This window comes from Candidatus Tisiphia endosymbiont of Beris chalybata (genome assembly GCF_964026555.1).
Taxonomy (GTDB): domain Bacteria; phylum Pseudomonadota; class Alphaproteobacteria; order Rickettsiales; family Rickettsiaceae; genus Tisiphia.
In genome coordinates this window covers 759,054-779,233 of sequence record NZ_OZ032159.1, presented here as the reverse complement: position 1 = coordinate 779,233, position 20,180 = coordinate 759,054, and the positions used below count along the sequence as shown (strand labels likewise).

The 20,180-nt window shown below is 35.4% G+C and carries 13 protein-coding genes, 1 tRNA gene and 1 pseudogene; 6 read left to right on the top strand and 9 right to left on the bottom strand.

The window, feature by feature from the left end; genetic code table 11:
• Positions 1-2: 2 nt before the first annotated feature.
• A pseudogene (dnaE, locus tag AAGD44_RS03725) lies at positions 3-3,395 on the top strand (DNA polymerase III subunit alpha); the annotation flags it as partial.
• A gap of 409 nt (positions 3,396-3,804) precedes the next feature.
• On the opposite strand, the gene AAGD44_RS03720 reads toward dnaE, so the two are convergent.
• The 4 genes from AAGD44_RS03720 to AAGD44_RS03705 form a co-directional block, all read right to left on the bottom strand.
• Entirely contained in the window at positions 3,805-5,967 is a 2,163-nt protein-coding gene (locus tag AAGD44_RS03720) for a hypothetical protein (RefSeq protein WP_341764609.1), read from the bottom strand.
• A 65-nt stretch (positions 5,968-6,032) separates the two neighbouring features.
• Positions 6,033-6,713, bottom strand: coding sequence for a RadC family protein (gene radC / locus AAGD44_RS03715; protein WP_341764608.1), 681 nt, complete (start codon positions 6,711-6,713; stop codon positions 6,033-6,035).
• A gap of 2 nt (positions 6,714-6,715) precedes the next feature.
• Positions 6,716-7,501 (bottom strand): type I methionyl aminopeptidase, encoded by a 786-nt coding sequence (gene map / locus AAGD44_RS03710; protein WP_341764607.1) that lies wholly within the window; start codon positions 7,499-7,501, stop codon positions 6,716-6,718.
• A gap of 18 nt (positions 7,502-7,519) precedes the next feature.
• Positions 7,520-8,101 (bottom strand): cytochrome c oxidase assembly protein, encoded by a 582-nt coding sequence (locus AAGD44_RS03705; protein ID WP_341764606.1) that lies wholly within the window; start codon positions 8,099-8,101, stop codon positions 7,520-7,522.
• 277 nt (positions 8,102-8,378) lie between these two features.
• Between AAGD44_RS03705 and rpoH the strand changes: the two genes are divergently transcribed.
• Together rpoH and hemW are read left to right on the top strand one after the other, a co-directional pair.
• On the top strand, positions 8,379-9,260 hold the full coding sequence (rpoH, locus tag AAGD44_RS03700; protein ID WP_341764605.1) for an RNA polymerase sigma factor RpoH: 882 nt from the start codon (positions 8,379-8,381) through the stop codon (positions 9,258-9,260).
• A gap of 194 nt (positions 9,261-9,454) precedes the next feature.
• Positions 9,455-10,783: a radical SAM family heme chaperone HemW gene (gene hemW, locus AAGD44_RS03695; protein ID WP_341764604.1), complete on the top strand. Its 1,329-nt coding sequence runs from the start codon at positions 9,455-9,457 to the stop codon at positions 10,781-10,783.
• 110 nt (positions 10,784-10,893) lie between these two features.
• Here the strand turns inward: hemW and AAGD44_RS03690 are convergent, their stop codons facing one another.
• Together AAGD44_RS03690 and AAGD44_RS03685 are read right to left on the bottom strand one after the other, a co-directional pair.
• Positions 10,894-12,495: a hypothetical protein gene (locus AAGD44_RS03690; protein WP_341764603.1), complete on the bottom strand. Its 1,602-nt coding sequence runs from the start codon at positions 12,493-12,495 to the stop codon at positions 10,894-10,896.
• A 328-nt stretch (positions 12,496-12,823) separates the two neighbouring features.
• Positions 12,824-13,930, bottom strand: coding sequence for a hypothetical protein (locus AAGD44_RS03685; protein WP_341764602.1), 1,107 nt, complete (start codon positions 13,928-13,930; stop codon positions 12,824-12,826).
• 223 nt (positions 13,931-14,153) lie between these two features.
• Here AAGD44_RS03685 and AAGD44_RS03680 point away from each other — a divergent pair, with 223 nt between their 5' ends.
• Both AAGD44_RS03680 and AAGD44_RS03675 read left to right on the top strand, forming a co-directional pair.
• Entirely contained in the window at positions 14,154-14,447 is a 294-nt protein-coding gene (locus AAGD44_RS03680; protein ID WP_341763459.1) for a hypothetical protein, read from the top strand.
• Between the two features lie 11 nt (positions 14,448-14,458).
• Entirely contained in the window at positions 14,459-15,352 is an 894-nt protein-coding gene (locus tag AAGD44_RS03675; RefSeq protein WP_341763476.1) for an IS3 family transposase, read from the top strand.
• A gap of 18 nt (positions 15,353-15,370) precedes the next feature.
• Here AAGD44_RS03675 and AAGD44_RS03670 read toward each other — a convergent pair whose 3' ends face one another.
• Positions 15,371-15,544: a hypothetical protein gene (locus tag AAGD44_RS03670; RefSeq protein WP_341764601.1), complete on the bottom strand. Its 174-nt coding sequence runs from the start codon at positions 15,542-15,544 to the stop codon at positions 15,371-15,373.
• 480 nt (positions 15,545-16,024) lie between these two features.
• Here AAGD44_RS03670 and AAGD44_RS03665 point away from each other — a divergent pair, with 480 nt between their 5' ends.
• Positions 16,025-17,998, top strand: a complete 1,974-nt coding sequence (locus tag AAGD44_RS03665) for a primosomal protein N' (protein ID WP_341764600.1) — start codon at positions 16,025-16,027, stop codon at positions 17,996-17,998.
• Between the two features lie 43 nt (positions 17,999-18,041).
• Here the strand turns inward: AAGD44_RS03665 and AAGD44_RS03660 are convergent.
• A tRNA-Phe gene (locus tag AAGD44_RS03660) sits at positions 18,042-18,117 on the bottom strand.
• Between the two features lie 575 nt (positions 18,118-18,692).
• Positions 18,693-20,045 (bottom strand): signal recognition particle protein, encoded by a 1,353-nt coding sequence (gene ffh, locus AAGD44_RS03655; RefSeq protein ID WP_341764599.1) that lies wholly within the window; start codon positions 20,043-20,045, stop codon positions 18,693-18,695.
• Positions 20,046-20,180: the final 135 nt, after the last annotated feature.

The window sequence follows — 20,180 nt, the reverse complement described above, 5'->3', positions numbered from 1 at the left end:
ATATGTCATTTGATTTTGTTCATTTAAGAACCCAAAGCTCGTATTCATTTCTTGAAAGCGCTCTTACTATTGAGAGAATAGTGGAACTAGCTTGCAAACATAAAATGCCAGCAATTTGTTTGACTGATAGAGGTAACCTGTTTGGATCTTTAGAATTTGCTTTAAATAGCGCTAAAGCTGGAGTGCAGGCTATAAATGGAGCTCTTGTAAACCTTATATATGCCGAAAGTGAGTTTTGTGAAATTTTATTAATCGCTAAAGATGAAATTGGGTATAAAAATCTTCTACAGCTGGTTAGCGATAGTTTTACTAAAAATGATCGTAAAATTTGCAACCATATTACTTTTGAGGATTTAATAAAATACAATGCAGGTTTAATCATTTTATCTGGTTATACTGAAGGGTTAGTTGGCAAAAATCTGCTTGCTAAAAAAAATGAATTGGCAATTTATTGGGCTACTAAGCTGCAAAGCATTTTTGGTGATCGTTTTTACTTCGAAATTATGAGGCATAATTTAGCTACAGAACAAGCGATAGAAGAAAATTATATAAAGCTAGCAAGTGACCTGGCGATTCCCTTAGTTGCAACTAATAAAGTATTATTCAGTAGCATTAATATGCATGATGCTCATGATGTTTTATTATGTATAGCAGCCGGAGTAAATAAAGAGGTAGATGATCGTAAAAGAGCCAGTACTGGATGTTACTTCAAATCGCCCAAGGAGATGTGCGAGCTTTTTAAGGATCTGCCACAAGCGATAGAAAATACTGTCCACTTAGCTCAGAGATGCCATTTTATGGCTCATCCTAATCCAGCAATGTTACCAAACTTTACTCATCAAGATATTAATGAGATAGATTTAATCAAAAAAGAGGCTCAAGCAGGATTATTAGCAAGGCTAAACACTAAATTTAAATGGGAAAATACTCCATGCGATCAACATGAGCTTATTACCGCGCAATATTTAGAGCGTTTAAATTATGAGTTAAATATAATTTGCGGTATGGATTTTTCTGGTTATTTCCTAATCGTATCTGATTTTATCAAATGGTGTAAGAAGCAAGGAATCATGGTAGGACCGGGTAGAGGATCAGGAGCCGGATCTGTAGTTGCTTGGAGTCTGTTAATCACTGACCTTGATCCTTTAAAATTTGGGCTATTATTTGAGCGTTTTTTAAATCCTGAACGCATCTCAATGCCGGATTTTGATATTGATTTTTGCCAAGAACGAAGAGAAGAAGTGATTAATTATGTTCGTTCTAAATATGGAGATAATAAAGTTGGCCAAATTATTACTTTTGGTAAAATGCAAGCAAAGGCGGTTATCAAAGATGTATCAAGGGTCCTAGGTTTGCCTTACAAATATGCAGAAAACCTAACTGAACTTATTCCCTTTAACGCAGTTACTCCTGTGACCTTAAAGCAAGCTATACAAGAAGTAAAGGAATTGGGCTTTGCTGCGCGGGGTAAAGGTTTATATAATTTAGAAGGACAGGAAGAATTAATAAAACAAGTATTGGAAACTTCTTTAGTATTAGAAGGGCTTAATAGGCATGCCTCGACTCACGCCGCAGGAATTGTTATAGCAGGTAAAGATTTAGTAGAGATAGTACCTATCTATAAAGATCAGAATTCTGAAATGTTGATAGTACAATATTCAATGAAATATGCAGAAATAGCTGGCTTAGTTAAATTTGATTTTCTAGGCTTACAAACTCTTACCGTCATCACCAAATGTTTAGAATTACTAAAAAAGCAGAATATAGATGTTGATTTTAGTAATAGCTTATTTGATGATCACAAAACTTATGAATTGCTCTGCGAAGGTAAAACGGTAGGGGTGTTCCAATTTGAAAGCCCAGGAATGGAATCAGCTTTAAGGCGCCTTAAGCCTGATTCTATTCAAGATATCATAGCGCTTGGCGCATTGTATAGGCCGGGCCCCATGGATAATATACCTACCTATATCGCCTGTAAGCATGGGCTCCAACAACCAGATTACCTACATGAAATGCTTACTCCCATTTTAGAAGAAACTCACGGGGTAGTAATATATCAAGAACAGGTGTTAGAAATTGCAAAAGTAATCGCTAATTATACATTAGGGGGTGCCGACTTACTACGTAGAGCGATGGGGAAAAAAATAAAATCTGAGATGGAACAGCAAGAAGAGATTTTTGTTAGCGGGGCTATGAAAAATAACATCTCGCGCCAGCAAGCTCAAACTATTTTCGCAACGGTAGCTAAATTTGCTGGCTATGGCTTTAATAAAGCCCATGCATCCGCTTATGGGGTCATATCTTACCAGACAGCTTATCTTAAAGCAAATTTTCTCACTGAATTTTTAGTAGCCTATTTGAACTTAGAATTAAATAATCATGATAAAATAAATTTATTTATTCAAGAAGCTAAAAATAATAATATTCCTATTATTGCTCCTAATGTTAACCTTTCTACCGGACATTTTAATATTATTTATAGTGATAAAAAATCTATAGTTTACGCGCTGGCTGGCATTAAAAGCGTTACTCTTAATTTTAGTAAAATATTAGAAACAGACAGAGAAAAAAATGGTAAATTTAAAAGTATTATAGATTTTATGGAACGTCTACCCCTTAAATCTATCAATAGAAAATTATTAGAAAATCTTATTAAAGCTGGGGGTTTTGATCAATTAAATAATAACCGTAATCAATTGCTTTTAAGCATACCTAAGCTACTAGCTTATGCTTCTTCTTACCATGCTGAAAAAATTTCTAATCAATTTAGCTTAATTAAAGTTAATACCGCAAGCGAGCAAATATTAGTTGAAGTAAGCGATATGGATAATAGGGACCTCTCCTTACATGAATTTGAAGTATTAGGCTTATTTCTTACTCTGCATCCGTTAGCAAAATATCATGATTTATTATCACGGCTTAATGTTTTAACTTCTTTATATTTTCTGGGAGATATACCGCATGGTTCGAAGCAAATAAAAATTGCTGGTATAATACAAAAGAAAGATTCACGCATGTCAGGGCGGGGCCGATTCATAACTTTACAATTATCGGATCAGTTTGGTATTTTTGAAGTAACTATTTATAGTGAAGAAGTGCTCAAGTCTTTTGTCCATTTGCTAGATGTTCAGAGCGTAGTTATTGCTCATTGTGATTTATTTAAAGATGCAGGAGGAGTAAGATTAATTGCTAAGAGTTTTACCACCATAGATGAGATAATAAATGCCAATCACTCCGAGATCAAGCTTTACCCCCAAAATCATGCCGAGTTAGAGACAATAGTTAAGTTGCTTAAAAGCCGCGCTCCGCAGGAAGCGCAGGAGTCAGCTATCCATGTGAAGGGTCAACATAATAATGCCATAATACCGAATCTTACCAGTTCTCCTAATATATACTCGAATGATCCTCCAAATGGGAGCGTAAAACAAGGGGTGAGCGTGTACAGGGTAGAGGTACTACATGAGCACGCGAATTCTCTGCAGTTTTGCGGAGCCAATTCTTCAAAACAGCCAAGTATCCAGTTAATTTTATTCCTTAAAGTTAACCCCGATAATAATTTCATCGCTAAGATATATTTACCTAAAATTTTTCACCTGCTCTCTGAAGATTTTATCTTGCTTCAGCAATTTATGGGAGTATGACAGGATGAATTATTTATGTAATAACTATAACTGAGGGACTTTACCTTTTTTATCTAATTTTTCTTGAAGATATTTAGAGGTGAATTTAGATTTAGTGCTAAGGTTAGTAGTATTATTACCTTGAGCCAACGACTTTGCAATTAAAAGCGGGACAAACTCAGATTTACGCGATGGGGGCAACAGTAGGCTTTTGCGTTTCCTTCCTTATTTGTTCTTCCTCTTTTTCAGCGGTTATGGAGCGTTCATGGTCTGTGGCCAATGATTTCTCATATACTTTGTGTCCCATTTCATTCCTAAGTTCTGCAAGTAGAATTTGTTTTCTTTCTATATGTTGAGCAAGCATTATATCTCTTGCTTTAGGATCTGGAGTAACTTGTATCTTTTTTTTGGGTAATTTTATTTTGGATAATAAATAATTAAGTTTAGCAGCTTCAGCAGTAGCAATTGCACTTTCTCCAGTAATCATTACGTTTTTAATAGCACTAGATGCATCTTTAGCAGTAGAAACTGCCTCTTTAATACCACTAATTATGGGGTTAACAGTAGCAATTGTTTTACGCAGTCGTTCTAAATAAAATACATAGGAAGGTGCAGGATCAGGCAATGAACTAGCTATCTCTTGGACAAATTTTTCTTTATTGTCTCCTATATACTTAGGATCAACTATAGCTAGCTTATCTGGGACATGTTGTTGTTCTACAAAAACAACATGTCCCTCTTTTTTTGCTTGTTTTAAAATTGCTGTAACATATTTAATAGCGTTGTTAGCTAAACTTGTTGTGATCACCATATTATCTCCTGCTAGAAGATTATGGTACTTTGTCTGAAGAGCTTTTTTGATTATATATTCCACCTTTGTGTTTAGTTCTGCAGTAAGGGGGCTTTCTGCTGCTGAATCCGTATTCGTACATATATAAGCACAATATTGACAAATCATATCTAACCGCTCGAGGGTATTACCCTCATGCGGGCATCCAATCCAAGGTAATAACTGGTTCTGTAGTAGTGGTTTTCCTTGAGAATCTAAAGGATAAAAAGGATTTCCAGTGGGTTCATCTTTAATAATAATTTTTCTCCTTACTAAATCTTTCGCTATATTTTGAGCTAGAAGGTGATATATTGCGGGTTTATTATCATAGCACCTGGTTAACCTTAAGTATAAGTAGTTGTCTTGTTCTATCTTGTTAAGGTGGTTAGTATCTAGCGGAAATTTTAATAGATGATTAACCTGTTGGTTAATCGCTTGTATTAAATAGTCAATTCTATTCTCTTGAGTAGATAAGTTAGGGGGAAATATGTGGGGAGTAGAGGGGTGATCTTGAGCTGTACCTAATTTTTGGTCCAATTCTTGCTGATAACTCTTTAAGGCTGACAAAATCTCTTCATAATTTATAGTAGTAATAATATCAAAAACTTGACGAAAATCACTTGGCAGCAGCATATTACGCAATGCTATTCTAATAGAGCGTGTAGAGCAATTACCAATTCTTTGGTTACTGCCTTCTTCTTTATGGATTATATTGTTTAACCTTTGTGACAATTGTTGTTCTTTTTTCTTGAGCTCACTAACGGTCTTTTGAGAACAGCTTATTTTGTTGGTATAGTTATTTGCGATAATGAAATTAATAAATTCTGGTATATCGTCTACTTCAACTCGGTACTTCACCGTATCATATATTATAGGCATACCATCATCAGTAAATTGCAGGAAACCGGCAATGCTCTTAATAGCGTCAGTAATATTTTCCCTTCCTCCTGCATTAAATTTAGTAATATAATAATTGTTATTTTCTTGAGAAAGTTTTGTTACTAGGCGATGCCTTCTCTTCTTTTTTTTTAAGAGAGATGTTGGAAGGTAAACTCTACCTTCTTTTTTATATATATTATTTACCGTCTCTTTAGTATTTTCAATACGTGCTTGTACTGCACCATCTTCAAATTTTTCGTTATTAGTTTTGGGCTGAAAATCGTAGGCCAGTTCTGCCATATATTTGAGAGTTATAGCTGCGTGAGAAAAAGTTTGTGCCCTTAAAGCTTTCTCTTGAGCAGTTCTTGGGGTGGTATTATTGGGGTGGGTATCAATAAGAATGTTAGCAGCATTTAACAATGCCAGATAACCATAATACATCTGTTGTGAATTTCCGCTATGTTTTGCGAAGTGGAGAGGTAATCCTTTTGATTTAAGATCTGATCTTTCTCTATACTGCACCATTCTACATTCATCTTCATTATCAATAAAATCCTGTAACACATCAGTGACTTTCTGATATTGTGCTTCGAGTTCCTCTAAGGTTTGCTCATCACTTTTCATAATATTTTGAAGCATAATTTAATAAAGATTAGCATATGTTAATATGTTAATCTATTAAAGGGGAAGAAGTAAAGATGTATTCACAATAACATATTCGATTTAAAACTAAAATATTCATTACCAGCAATGATGACGTGATCGTGAACAGTGATATTCATATTAGAGCAGGTTTTGACTATTGTATTTGTGAGGACAATATCGGTATTTGAGGGCTTACTATTACCACTTGGGTGGTTATGTACTAATATAATAGCACTTGCTTCATTAAATAAAGCTCTTTTAACGATTTCACGAGGGTAGACGGCGGCTTGATCTATGGTACCATGGCTTAAAATCTCATCAGCAAGTAAAATATTTTTTTTATTCAAGAATAAAACTCTAAATTGTTCTAATTGCAGACCACCCATTGCGATTTTTAGGTAGTCTATTAGAACGCTCCAAGAACTAATAATATTTTGCTTTATTACTTTTTGCTTTAGCATCCTATTAATTAATTCGCGCAAGATAATAAAATTTATATATAAATTTTCATTAGTTCCTTTCACACTAAGTAATTTTTCTTTATTGGAATTTAATAAACCAGAAAAATCCCCAAATTTCTGCAGTAATTCTTTTGCCAAGGGCTTTACATCTCTGCGCGGTATAACTAAGAATAATATTAGTTCCAGTAGTTCATAATCTAGAAGATTTTCTGCACAGTAAGTGAGGCGTTGTTTTAAACGTTGTCTATGTCCCATATAATGGGGGATATTATCTTGCATGATTATAGTTTATAAGGCGGATACATTAATTTTTTTGGGGATAAAGTAAAAATTTCAAAACCATCTTTAGTCACTCCTAAAGTATGTTCGAACTGGGAAGATAAAGATTTATCCTTTGTCGTGACTGTCCAGCCGTCTAATTTACTTAAATTAGTAGCGTAATGTCCGCTATTTACCATTGGTTCAATAGTAAAAAACATACCTTCTTCTAATATAGGACCAGTTCCTACTTTACCATAATGTAAAACTGAAGGATCGGTATGGAATATCCTGCCTATGCCATGCCCCGTATAATCTCTTACCACCGAGTAATTATGCTTTTCTACATAAGCTTGGATAGCATTTCCTATAGTACCTAGATGCACGCCAGGCTTGACGTATTCAATGCCAATCATCATTGCATCATAAGTAACTTGTATTAGGCGTTTGGCTTTAATACTAGCATCACCAACATAATACATTCGACTAGTATCACCATGCCATCCGTTTACAATTACCGTGACATCCACATTAATTATATCGCCATTCTTCAGAATTTTGTCACTTGGAATACCGTGACACACTACATGATTTACAGAAGTACAAATTGACTTGGGGTAGCCATTATAATTTAATGGGGCTGGCACAGCGTTATTAGATATAATAAACTTATGACAAAGGTCATTTAAATAATTAGTAGTTACTCCTGGTTTTATATACTCTGTAATCAAGTCTAAAGTTTCAGCAGCTAGCTTGCCTGCGGCGCGCATTTGTTTAAAGTCGTCTAATGAATGAATTGTTATAGTCATATTATATATACTAATTTATTATTTTTTTAAACCTTTATTTGAATTTTCTAGGAGTTTTTCAATATTTCTAACCTTAAAAAAACTATAAGATAATGTGATAGCATTAACATCGTTCATTTCGGGATCTTTTTCTATGTCAGGATCTATAAGAAATGTTACGGGCATTAACACTTTTTGTCCTGCTTTCAACAATTGTTCCTCAAAGCAAAAGCAATGTATTTTTATAAAATACTTACCAGCTTTATTAGGGGTCACATTATAAACGGAAGTTCCTATTATATCCTTGCTACTTAAATTTTCTGTTTCATAAAAAACTAAGGTATTATGTCCTGGAATGGTAGTAGTTCTACGTTGTTTAGGGGTAAATTTCCAAGGTAAATCTTTATCAACATTTGCGTCAAATTCTATACTTATTACCCTACTTCCTTTAGTTTTTCGGTGATAATAGGTATTGGCTTCTGCTCTAGTTACAGTACCACCATAGCCGGTCATTTTACAAAATAGATTGTAAATGGGGACAGCTGCAAAGCTTAACATAATCATACTAAGAGTTAAACTGGCTAAAGCCAAGGCAAAATTTTTATTAGATTTTGGTGACACTATTTTTCTCTTATAAATAATAAGAAGCCTATTTAAAATATTTCCAACCTATGTTATACTAGTTTTATTAGACTTCCTGCATAAGTCGATCTAGTTGATGATTTTGTCATTAAAACTTGCTGCCGCTCCTCAGCTGCGTCCATGCACGAAGCTCGGCTCAGCTTCGTTTTTCCTAAAAACCCCTTAACTATTTTTGACTTATGCAGAAAGTCTAATATAGGGTTATAAGCTAACAATTAGTTTTTTTATCAGTTTCTTAAATTTTATAGGTTATTATATGTCTAATAACACTAGTTTGCCAGTAATTTCTGCTGAAACAGGGTTTTATCAATATCTGCAAAAGATTAACAAAATTCCTTCTCTCTCACCAGAAGAAGAATTTTTACTTGCAAAATCCTACCTTGACAATCAGGATTTGGAAGCTGCTCATAGGCTGGTAACCAGTCATTTAAAACTAGTGGCCAAAATAGCAATTAGTTATAGAAACTATGGACTACCGCTTAGTGAATTAGTGTCTGAAGGGAATTTAGGGTTGATGCAAGCAGTAAAAAAATACAACCCTGATTTAGGATTTCGTTTATCAACCTATGCTATGTGGTGGATTAAGGCGGCAATTCAGGAATATGTTTTAAAATCTTGGTCATTAGTTAAGATCGGTACTACTGCCGCACAAAAAAAACTATTTTTTAGTCTTGGTAAAATTAAACAAAAAATTACCAAAATATATTCAAGAGCAGTAACAGAACAAGATTTTACTCAAATCGCTAGTGAACTTGGCGTTAGCAGAAATGAAGTTAGCGAAATGAATTCTAGGTTAGCTGGCCCTGATTTATCTTTAAATAACCTAGTTAATAATAGTGAGAATAGTGGCGGAGAATTAATTGAATTTTTACCTGAACCCCGCTTAAATCAAGAATTAAAATTAATTAGCAGGCAAGATTCGGTGAAGAAACAAAATTTATTAGCTCAGGCCATGAAATTATTAAACCCGCGGGAGCTACATATCTTGACGGAACGTAAATTAAAGGATCTGCCTACTACTCTTGATATGCTTAGTATCGAATATAATATTTCTAAAGAAAGAATCAGACAAATTGAAAATGCTGCCTTCGAAAAAGTGAAAGAGTTTATGTTAAAGCATATGGCAAAATACGCATAATAGACTTATGCAGAAAGTCTATTATCAAAAGTAGAATTTCCCACAAGATCTAAGTTCTGTGAAGATTTCTATGTAATGAGTAGATTTATAGGCATTTTTGCTCACAGAACCGCAGTGTACTAAATGTATGTGAGGATTCGAGAACAAAAATAACGACGAAATCGACCATTAGATAGAAACCTTCACAGAACCTAATGAAAAATTATCTATCTATATATATTCATTGGCCCTTTTGCCTTTCAAAATGCCCCTATTGTGATTTTAATTCCCATGTTGTTGAACAAGTTGCGCATGATATATGGTTGCAAAGTTATATTAGCGAGCTTGAATATTTCAAAACTATTATTAGCAATAAATACATAAGATCTATCTTTTTTGGGGGCGGCACCCCTTCCTTGATGAAACCGTATGTGGTTGAAGGAATAATACAAAAAATAGCTGAATTAGCTATAATAGATGAGCAGACGGAAATTACTATAGAAACAAATCCTACCTCTTTCGAATCTAAAAAATTTAAAGATTTTCGTTTAGCTGGAATTAACCGGGTGTCAGTGGGGGTGCAGTCGCTAATAGAAGCTGACTTAAAAGCACTAGGTCGACAGCATGATGTCAAGCAAGGAATTGAAACTATTGAAATAGCTCGTAATCTTTTCCCTCAAGTATCGTTTGATTTGATTTATGCTAGAACTAATCAAACCTTACTAGATTGGCAAAATGAACTGAGTCGTGCGATGCAATTTGCCTCAGGCCATATTTCACTATATCAGCTGATGATTGAAAAAGGTACGTTATTTTATAAATTATTTAATGAAGGTAACCTAACAATACCTGATACGGATATCGCAGCAGATATGTATGAATGGACTAATTATTATTTAAAGACGCAAGGATATAATAGGTATGAAATATCTAACTATGCGCTGCTTGGTCAAGAATGTAAACATAATTTGACATATTGGCAATATAATAATTATTTAGGAATTGGGCCAGGCGCACATAGTAGGATTAATGCCGGGAATAATAGCCCTCTTTCCAAACTCGCTACTATTGAAGAATTTTTAGGAGAAGCGAAGTCGAGTACCGCAGCGTACATAGACGTGCGTGAGGAACGGAGACGAGTTCCGACGACAAAATTACCAGTAGGAGTAGAGTTGGGAAAGAGGGCTAATGATACTGGTCATACTATAAACAGTATTATGATGTGGCATAAGCCAGAGAAGTGGTTGCAGGCTGTACAGGAACAAGGGTGCGGTATTCAATCTCTTACCTCTCTATCCAGGCAAGAAATAATGGAAGAAATACTAATGATGGGCTTACGCCTTGAAGAAGGTATTAGCGTAGATGTATTCCAAACAAGAGTAGATAAACAAGTAAATGAAATCTTAGATATGGACAAGCTCAATGATTATCAGAAATTGGGCTTAATTGATTACAGAGTAGATATAGGCAAGAAAAATTATATTAGGCTTACCGATAAAGGTTTAATGATGCATAGTTATATAGTGCCAAGGTTATTGAAATAGCTATACTCTTCTTTCGATGAATTTGCATGCGTCGTTGCTCAAATAGCTCGCCTATTATCTATAGGCTCTACCATCACGCCTAGCAGCAAAATCATCGAAAGAGGAGTATATTACTGCCCGCGGTTACGCTTTACGTGCGATTTACCAATTGTTTTAGTATGAGAGATTTGTGCGCTATAATTATCCCCCCTCCCCCTTCTTGCTTCTGGTGGGGAAGTTTTGTCAGCCATCTTAGAAGTTACCACTGTAGCTTGTTGTAGGGAAGCAGGGGCTGTGGCGTTTACTACGATCGCATCACCTTTTTCAGCAGGCGGGTAATTCGCAAGAGCTATATCAATAGGGCGGCTTTCTGGAGCAGGCTCTTGGATGAGAATATTTTGTTGATTACTAGTGGCCGCTACAGTTAATAGACTCTGCGGCGCTATTTCAGGGGGTTCATATAAAGGATTAAGCACTCTCAGTACATCCTTACCAACGCTTTTTAGCCAGCCAGTTACTGGCAGAGACACTCGTGCTTGGGCCATGTCCTTTTTCTTATTGTCTTTAATGAAGTGTAAGATTTCTTTTTCTTGAATTGTGCTTGCTTCTTCCTGGAGTCTAATAATTTTACCCTCTTCATTCAATTTCATATAATCTTTATCTTCTATTAATTTAGCAGCGGCTACCTTATATCTAAGGAATTTCTTTGGTACCTCCTTAACATCATAAATATCTCCATCTTTTGTTAAGGCTATTAAAGCCTCAGTTTGAATATGCTGTACCTTACATTTCCTTTCTAGCTGATGTAAGTTCTGATACTTTTCAATATTTTGGTTGTCCAATGCAAGATTTATATTGTTTTTTAATTGTATAGATACGTTGGCTAATTGATGAGCGCTATAGCCGGAATAAGCTATATTCCCAATTGTTACTGTACCATTCCCTATTGCGCTCAAAAGGGCTGGAATATTACCGGTAGCTGCCGAAGATATCTTAGCGCTTATACTCAGTATATTCGCAATATAAATTACCCCCGTATTCCACATATTCTTCCCCATTTCATAACTATAACTTATAACATGTGGGGGTTTACGATGGGGTTTGCTTGCAAGATACAAATCTGTCTCTAACAATTCTCTCAAGTTCAGAAGCGGTTTCTCTAATATAATTTCTTGCTTCCTGAGATTTTCACTATTCTGGACTAATAAATTATTCTCTTTTACTAATTTACGAAAAGATCTGGTTTTAATAGTTTCTGCTGTGACTCCTAGCGCTACCCCTACTAAGGTTGTAATACAAATAGTTAAAACAAGCGGCCCCACTGGCCCCAAAAGCCCTGCTAGCGTTAATGAAGCGAAGAGTATAGTAATAGAATGCCCCAGAATAGTACTAGTTAAAAATTTCCCTAATTTGGTGGCCTTAAATTTAGTAAAAATATTAGAACAAGTAGTCCATATACTGAAAAAAACCTGCCGGATTTTTGATTTTGGCTTAGTTACTTCTTTATAAGCGGCTTCTGCTATCTTATCAGCGTGGTTTATTTCTGTCGCCTGCGTTTTTTTAGCTGGCCCCTGTTTAACCTGCACTTCTTTAACGGGATCTGCGCGTAAGAGTTCATCGGATATATTATCCGCATTCATTCGGGTAGATTTTAATTGTTCCTCATTAGCGCTTTCTACTGAAAAATTAAAATCATCTTGATTTTTGCTAATTTCTTGTGAAGAGATACGCATTTGCACTACTAAAATAATAATAATTATACTCTTTTGATCTCAAGAATTGGATTTTATTTTAACCACTAGGCGCGCGAAGTAGTACATACTGGTACATGGGACACGCAAATCCTTGATAAAACAAAAAAACAACTCAGATGCGCAAATGAGTATACCATATTATGCTAATATAGGTAATAAGTCTATAAATAATCTCCTCACATTATTATAAAAATATTTATTTTTATTTATTAGTGGCAAAAACGCATTAAGCCAGGTTCTATGAAAGTATCTATGTAATGAGTAGATTTATAGGCATTTTTGCTCACAGAACCTAGTGAGCTTACCTTTAACGAATACGTTCTGCTGCTTTATCTGCCGGATGGTTATAGGAAGTTACTGAATTGTAGGAAGAAGGAGCAACCTTCAAGTCTTTGTTAACTGGTTTCATTATTTCCTTTGCCTGTTTTATTAATGCCTTATCTCCTACAGAACTTTGACGCAAAAGTGGTGAAATCACTTGTTGAATTGTACTATTACCTACTTTTTTTTGTCCTGAGGTAGTACCACCGAACGGTAACACTGTTTCAATTATTGCTGCACGTTCAACTCGAAGTGCCTTTGCATCGGGCTTTGCATTCTTATAAGATTCTTGTTGTTTTAATTGGATCTCAGCTCTCTCAGCTTTGATTTTTTCCATCTGTAAGTCGAATCTTTCCTCAAGGGTAGTTTTTTTATTAACTTCATCTGGTGGTTGATTATTTAATGCCGTTAAAGCTTTTGCTTCATCAGAATGATGATTCGTTATTTGTTCTAATTCTGCTAGATCCTTATAATGTATTCCCCCTTTGAGGATATCACGTAACTCGATTAATTTTTCTATCTGATTAAATTCCCCCCCCAGGCTATGAATTTCATGAGTAGAGCTCAAGAGAGCTTTAACAGCACTAACTACTGCTATAGTTATGGGTACTAGATTACCATGTGCCGCATGCATTCCGCTAACAAATACATCTGCTCCCTCTCCCACAACACTCGCGAGAGTAGCTGCTGCATGTGTTGCTTTATGTTGGCTAGCAGAGCGATCCTTATTATCTACAGGAGTACGATCTACCTTTTGCACCAATTTTTCCTGTTCAGGGTGGTCCTTTAATATACCATCTATTTTCTGCTCAATCTCGTGATGCTCTAATAATAAGCGCACCTCCTGAGTCAATTTAACTGTTTTTACTATTTTAATTGTTTCTAGGACAACTGCGGCTGCTGCGGCTACTATTCCCGCCCCGGTTATAGCCGCTACCGCTACTGGGGCTGCCCCTAAGACTCCTCCCAAAGTTAATCCTCCCATAACTACTGCCACCAATAAAGCTCCTGGCTTACTAGTAGCAAATTTGCCAACAGCTTTAAGGCCCTTCCCTATCCCCTTACCAACTTTAGTATTTGCTAGCCAGCTCATTGCTTTACCTACCTTAGTATTTTTGATAGGCTCCCAAGCTCGCTTAACAATATTGGCGACAAAATTCAGCCCTCCCTTAACAGCATTTTGGATAGAAGCAATAGCTCGTGTAAGAGGGGATTTTTGCGCAGGAGCAGGAGCAGCGTAATGCGCCCCGAAAACTAGAGCAGTGATAGAGAGACTATTTTATGTTAAAATAAATATAAAATAGGAGCAGTCGAAAATGAGTAAGCCAAAAAGTTACAGTAAAGAATTTAAGTTTAAAGTATCGCTAGAGATGATCCGAGGAGATTTGAGTATTGCTGAAATAATCTCAAAATATCAAGTTCCAAGGTCGGTAATGACAAGGTGGAAGAAACAATTTTTGGAAAATGGTGCTGATATTTTTAAGTTTAGCTATGAAAACGGTAATTCCTCTAGTTCTACAAGCGAAATAGAGAAACTGCATGCAACTATTGGCAAATTGAAGGTAGAAAACGATTTTTTGCAGCTCGTATCTGCCAAGTTGAAACTATAAAGAGGAAAGTGATGGTAGATAAGGATTATAAAGATTTAAGTGTTCGTCGGCAAAGTCAGCTATTGAATCTGAACCGCTCCAGCCTATATTACAAGGATTCGGAGAAGGATCAAGATAATTATTTAAGTAATAGAATAGTTGAGATCTATAGTAATTATCCGATATATGGTTACCGGCGAATAACGGCGATACTTAGGAGAGAAGTGGTAATTGTTAACAGCAAAAAAGTCAGGAGGTTGATGAAACTAATGAATTTGCAAGCAATTTACCCTTCGATTAATACAAGTAAAAGAAACCTAAAAGAAGCTATTTATCCATATTTGCTATCAGGGTTAGAGGTTATAAAGCCAAATCAGGTATGGCAGGTGGATATCACTTATTTAAGGGTACAAAGTGGTTTTATGTATTTGGTTGCATTAATCGATGTTTATACTAGATTAGTAGTAGGATATCGTTTATCAAATAGTTTAAATACAGAGAGCTGTTTGCTAGCGTTAGAAGATGCTATAGCTAAATATGGGAAGCCGTCGATAATTAATAGTGATCAAGGTAGCCAGTTTACCAGCGAGGATTGGATTAATGAATTGAGGAGATGCGTCATAAGCATCAGCATGACGGGCAAAGGCAGGTGTAACGATAATGCCCATATTGAGCGTTTATGGCGATCGTTTAAGTATGAGGGGTCGTATTTATACCGGTGTACTTCAGTTTTAGAGTTGAAAAATAATATCCCGAAATGGTTGAATTGGTATAACAATCAAAGGCCCCATCAGGCTTTGGAGTACAAAACGCCGTTTGAGATATATAGTGGATTTATGGATAAGTCTTGCGACTTACCCACAATTCCACTATTACCACAACAGCTACAAAATTATAAAAATAATATTTTTGTAGATAGTTTATGAAAATAATAGTCTCTCTATTTAAAGCTTTTTTGGTCTAAACATAGGGGCGCAGTTCACAGGATCTGTTTCACTAGTTACGGTAGAGGACGTATCAGATTCCTTAACTACAGAAGAAGCAGCCTTATCAAAAGTGCCCTCCTCTGAGGCGTTATTAAGACTTAGTTTTACTGTATTATCCTCCTCATTAGCCATATAAATAATCCTATATTTTGTATATTAAAATAATAGTAGTATTTAAGACATATGAAAGCAAGGATAATAGTTAATGAAATTAAAATCTTTTGTAATATAAGTGATTATAATATCCCTTATTCATTATAATTTTTAATCTAAATATTTTACAATTAGGCGTAATAGTGATAAATATATACTGCTCGTACTTCAAGAATTGGATTTTATTTTAAATGGCGAGCGTTTGCTGCGTACATGCCAGTATAGCCTGCGGCATTTAGCCGGTGACACTTGATTTTGCAGGATTCGGTTGTGCTCACGTATTCTCTATACGCTGCGCAACCTCACCTTTAAATTCAAGTGTCATCAGCTAAATCACTTTGGCTATACGTGAGCACGTGAGTCCATGATAAAATAAAAAAACAATTTTTGAAAGACGCGTAGTATACTCCTATCCTATACAGTTGAGGTAGGGGCTTAGAGGCAATTCAGAAAAAATTAATGCAAGCTGCAAGAATATTGTTACCCTTAGCTAAACTTTTTCCTTTAGATTATTATGTTCCGGCAGAACTAAAACTAATAGTAGGAGATTTGGTAGTCGTGCCTTTTAGGAATAAGGAACTAACAGCTATTGTCTGGGAGCTAGATGTTAAACTATCTGGAGCTAGTAACAAAATTAAGTCTATTAAGCAGAAAGCCCCGTTAGAATTTCGTTTGAATCAAGAAATATTAAAATTAATGCGATGGGCAGCTAATTATTATATGGCAGAGCTAGGATCTATTGCTAAGCTGGTTTTGCCTGTGGACATTTCTGAAGGCCCAATAAAAGTCAAGACACAAGAGATAAACTTAGATTTCTCGCTCCCTCCCCTTTTGCCCACTCAGCAGAAGGCACTTTTGCAGGCCACCACCACTAGTAAACCATCAATTATTAAAGGAGTAACTGGTTCTGGTAAAACAGAAATTTATTTTCATTTGATTACTAATTATTTAAAGCAAGGTAAACAAATATTAATCATGTTACCAGAAATTGCTTTAAGTCAACAAATTATCAGCCGATTTATAGAACGTTTTAATTTCCACCCAATAATATGGAACTCTACTGTTACTAAAGCCCAGAAAAAGATGATATTGCGCGGGGTACTTAGTAATGATGTAAGAGTAATCATTGGGGCTAGAAGTAGTCTGTTTCTTCCTTATAACAACCTTGGATTAATTATAATTGATGAAGAACATGATAGTTCCTATAAGCAAGAGGAGGGAATATTATATAATGCCCGAGATTGCGCAGTATTACGCAGTACTTTAACTAAAGGACCAGGCGATTCCCCTACTTTAAAAGTAGTTTTATGTTCAGCTACCCCCTCTATCGAAACAATTTACAATGCGAATCAAGGCAAATATCAACTAATTGAATTATTAAACCGGTATCTGGAAGCAACTTTGCCCGAAATTCAAATAATAGATATGCGGAAAGAAAAATTACCTAAAAATTCCTATTTATCTAATGAATTAATAACCGCAATTCACAAAAATTTAGTTAATAAAGAACAGGTATTATTATTCCTAAATCGTCGTGGGTATTCCCCACTCCTGCTATGTAAACTTTGTGGCTATCGTTTTACTTGTAATTTTTGTTCTGCCTGGCTAGTAGTACATAAGCTGTCTAAAAAGCTAGAATGTCATCATTGTGGCTATCAAACTAGAATACATCATTCTTGCCCCAGCTGTTTAAAGGAGGATTCATTAACCATTTGTGGGCCAGGGGTTGAAAAAATAGAAGAAGAAACGAGATATTTATTCCCCAAGCAAGAGATTGCAATGTTTAGTAAAGATTCTTCTCAAAAGCCCGATAGAATCCGTGAATTATTACATAAAATGGAACATTCTAAAATAGATATCCTAATTGGAACCCAGATGATTACTAAAGGGTATCATTTCCCTAATCTCACTTTAGTAGGAATTATTGATGCTGATCTGGGGAATATTAATAATGGGGATTTATCTTCAACTGAACGTAATTATCAGCTATTGCACCAGGTGGGAGGCAGAGCAGGGCGAGAAGGCAAAAAAGGATTAGTATTATTACAAACATATTACCCAGATAATATAATATTTAATTATATAAAAAATGGCGATAATCAATTTTGGCAATATGAGCTGGAAACGCGGGCAGCCCATAATATGCCTCCTTTTACGAAAATGGCTTCTATCCTTTTATCTGGCAAAGATGAATATAAAGTGCTTGAGGTAGCAAGACAGTTAGTAACAATTGCCCCAAAAAGTACTGCTAGGATACTAGGTCCATCTAGGGCATTAATGTCTAAATTAGCGGGAAAATATCGTTACCGGATCCTAATAATAGCAGAAAAACAATTTAACCTGCAAAAATTATTGATAGTGTGGTTATCTTCAACCAAGATACCTTCTTACTGTCACTTGAAAATTGATATAGACCCTAAGAGTTTTTATTAGGCTTGCTACATAATCATTAGAAGGAAATGGCTTTAGTATAAGGTGGTGGCCAGAGCCGGAATCGAACCGGCGACACAAGGATTTTCAGTCCTTTGCTCTACCAACTGAGCTATCTAGCCTTAAGCGCTAAATCAGAGAATCTACTAGTGCAAGTTAATTATAAATAGTTTTCTTATAGCTAATTAAGCAGCGCTTGTCTATAAATTATTTAACAATATAGGACACAGCAGTTTAAAAGTCGCAACCCGAAGGCTGCAACAAGTGATTATTAAGAATAACAAATGCCATTGCTAGAAGGCGCACAGCCCCGCCCGAAGCAATCACGAGAATTAAATCATCGTGTTTTTGTAGATTTGCCTGGATTGCTTCGTCGGTTGCAGTAAGCAACCTCCTGGCAATGACGTTTGTATAGTCACTTAGGTTGAATTAGATACTAGGCGCGAGGAGTGAAGCCTAGGAGATACTAGGTAAGCGACGAGCAACAACGTAGCTAGTTTAACCTAAGTGACTATAGCGAATGTGAGTAATAATATATTGCTCGGTACTTCAAGAAATATACTACTCGTCTTTCAAGATTTGCTTTTTTATTTTATCAAGGATTCGTATACGCACGTAACTTACATATACGCTGCGCGCGCTGGCCATTTAAAATAAAATCCAATTCTTGAAGTACGAGCAGTATATATAGCTAAAGTTATGGCTTAAGTAACTTATTTGTAAAATTACGCATAAGGCCTTTTACATCCATATTACTAGCCTTTTTCATAAAACCGCTTATTTGTTTAAATTGTTTCAATAATTGATTTACTTTAGGTACAGTAGTACCTGACCCTGCAGCAATACGCTTGCGTCGTGAGGCGTTTAACAAATCGGGGTTTTTGCGTTCTTTTTTAGTCATAGATAAGATGATTGCTTCTTGATGCTCTATTATTTTTCCATTTAATTTTGATGGATCCACCTTATCCATAATTTTATTAATCCCTGGCAACATATTCAGCATACTACTAAATCCCCCTAGCTTTTTTATGCTTTTCATTTGTACTAAGTAGTCTTCTAGGTCAAATTTTCCCCTTTTAAGCTTAGCAGCAGTTTTTTCTGCTTCTTCTTGATCAACCATGCTAGCAGCTTTTTCAACTAAGGAGAGTATGTCTCCCATATCCAATATTCTAGAAGCAATACGCTCTGCATCAAATTCTTCTAGATTTGTTAATTTTTCGCCAGTACTTAGGAACTTAATAGGTTTTTGGCTCACATGCTTAACGCTTAAAGCTGCACCTCCCTTAGCATCGCCATCAATACGAGATAAAATAATGCCAGTAATACCTAATTTTTGGTTAAAGCTATTAGCAATTATTGCTGCATCCTGACCAGTCATTGCATCAATTACTAACAAGATTTCATTAGGTGTAATTAAATGTTTGATATTTAAAGCTTCATTCATCATGTCGTTATCAATTTGCAATCTTCCTGCCGTATCATAAATCACAATATCATATGCCGCTAATTTTGCCTCATATAGAGCTCTTCTTGTAATATCCAAAGGTGTTTGATGGGGAATGATAGATAAACAATCCACTTTTATCGAATTACTAAGAATAGCTAATTGCTCTTGCGCTGCTGGCCTATAAGTATCAAGAGACACTAACAAAACTTTTTTATTTTGATTTTGCAGTCTAAGAGCTAACTTAGCGCTCGCAGTAGTTTTACCACTACCTTGCAAGCCAACCATTAAAATAGAAACTGGCGGCTCGGAGGTGAGCTGTAAAGCTGATTCTTCTTTAGAAGAAGATAAAAAATTAATTAATTCTCTATGAATAATTTTTATCACCATCTGTGCTGGAGAGACCGATTTAATAATCTCCTGCCCTAAAGCTTTTTCTTTGATTACGGCAATAAAATCTTTAACGACTGGTAAAGCAACATCGGCTTCTAGGAAAGCAATTCGAATATCTCTCATAGTTTCATTTATTTGAGCTTCGGTTAAAGTGCCGCTTCTTTTTAATCGATCAAATATTTTAGTGAGATTTTGTGTTAAAGTTTGAAACATACGATCAAATGTATTAGTTGTTTAAGTATATTCTTCATACTTTGAAGAATGCGAATATTTGGCATATTGTAGCATATTTATCAGGAATATCTAGGCTCTTATATTTATAGCGGAATTATTAAGTTGAATTATTTT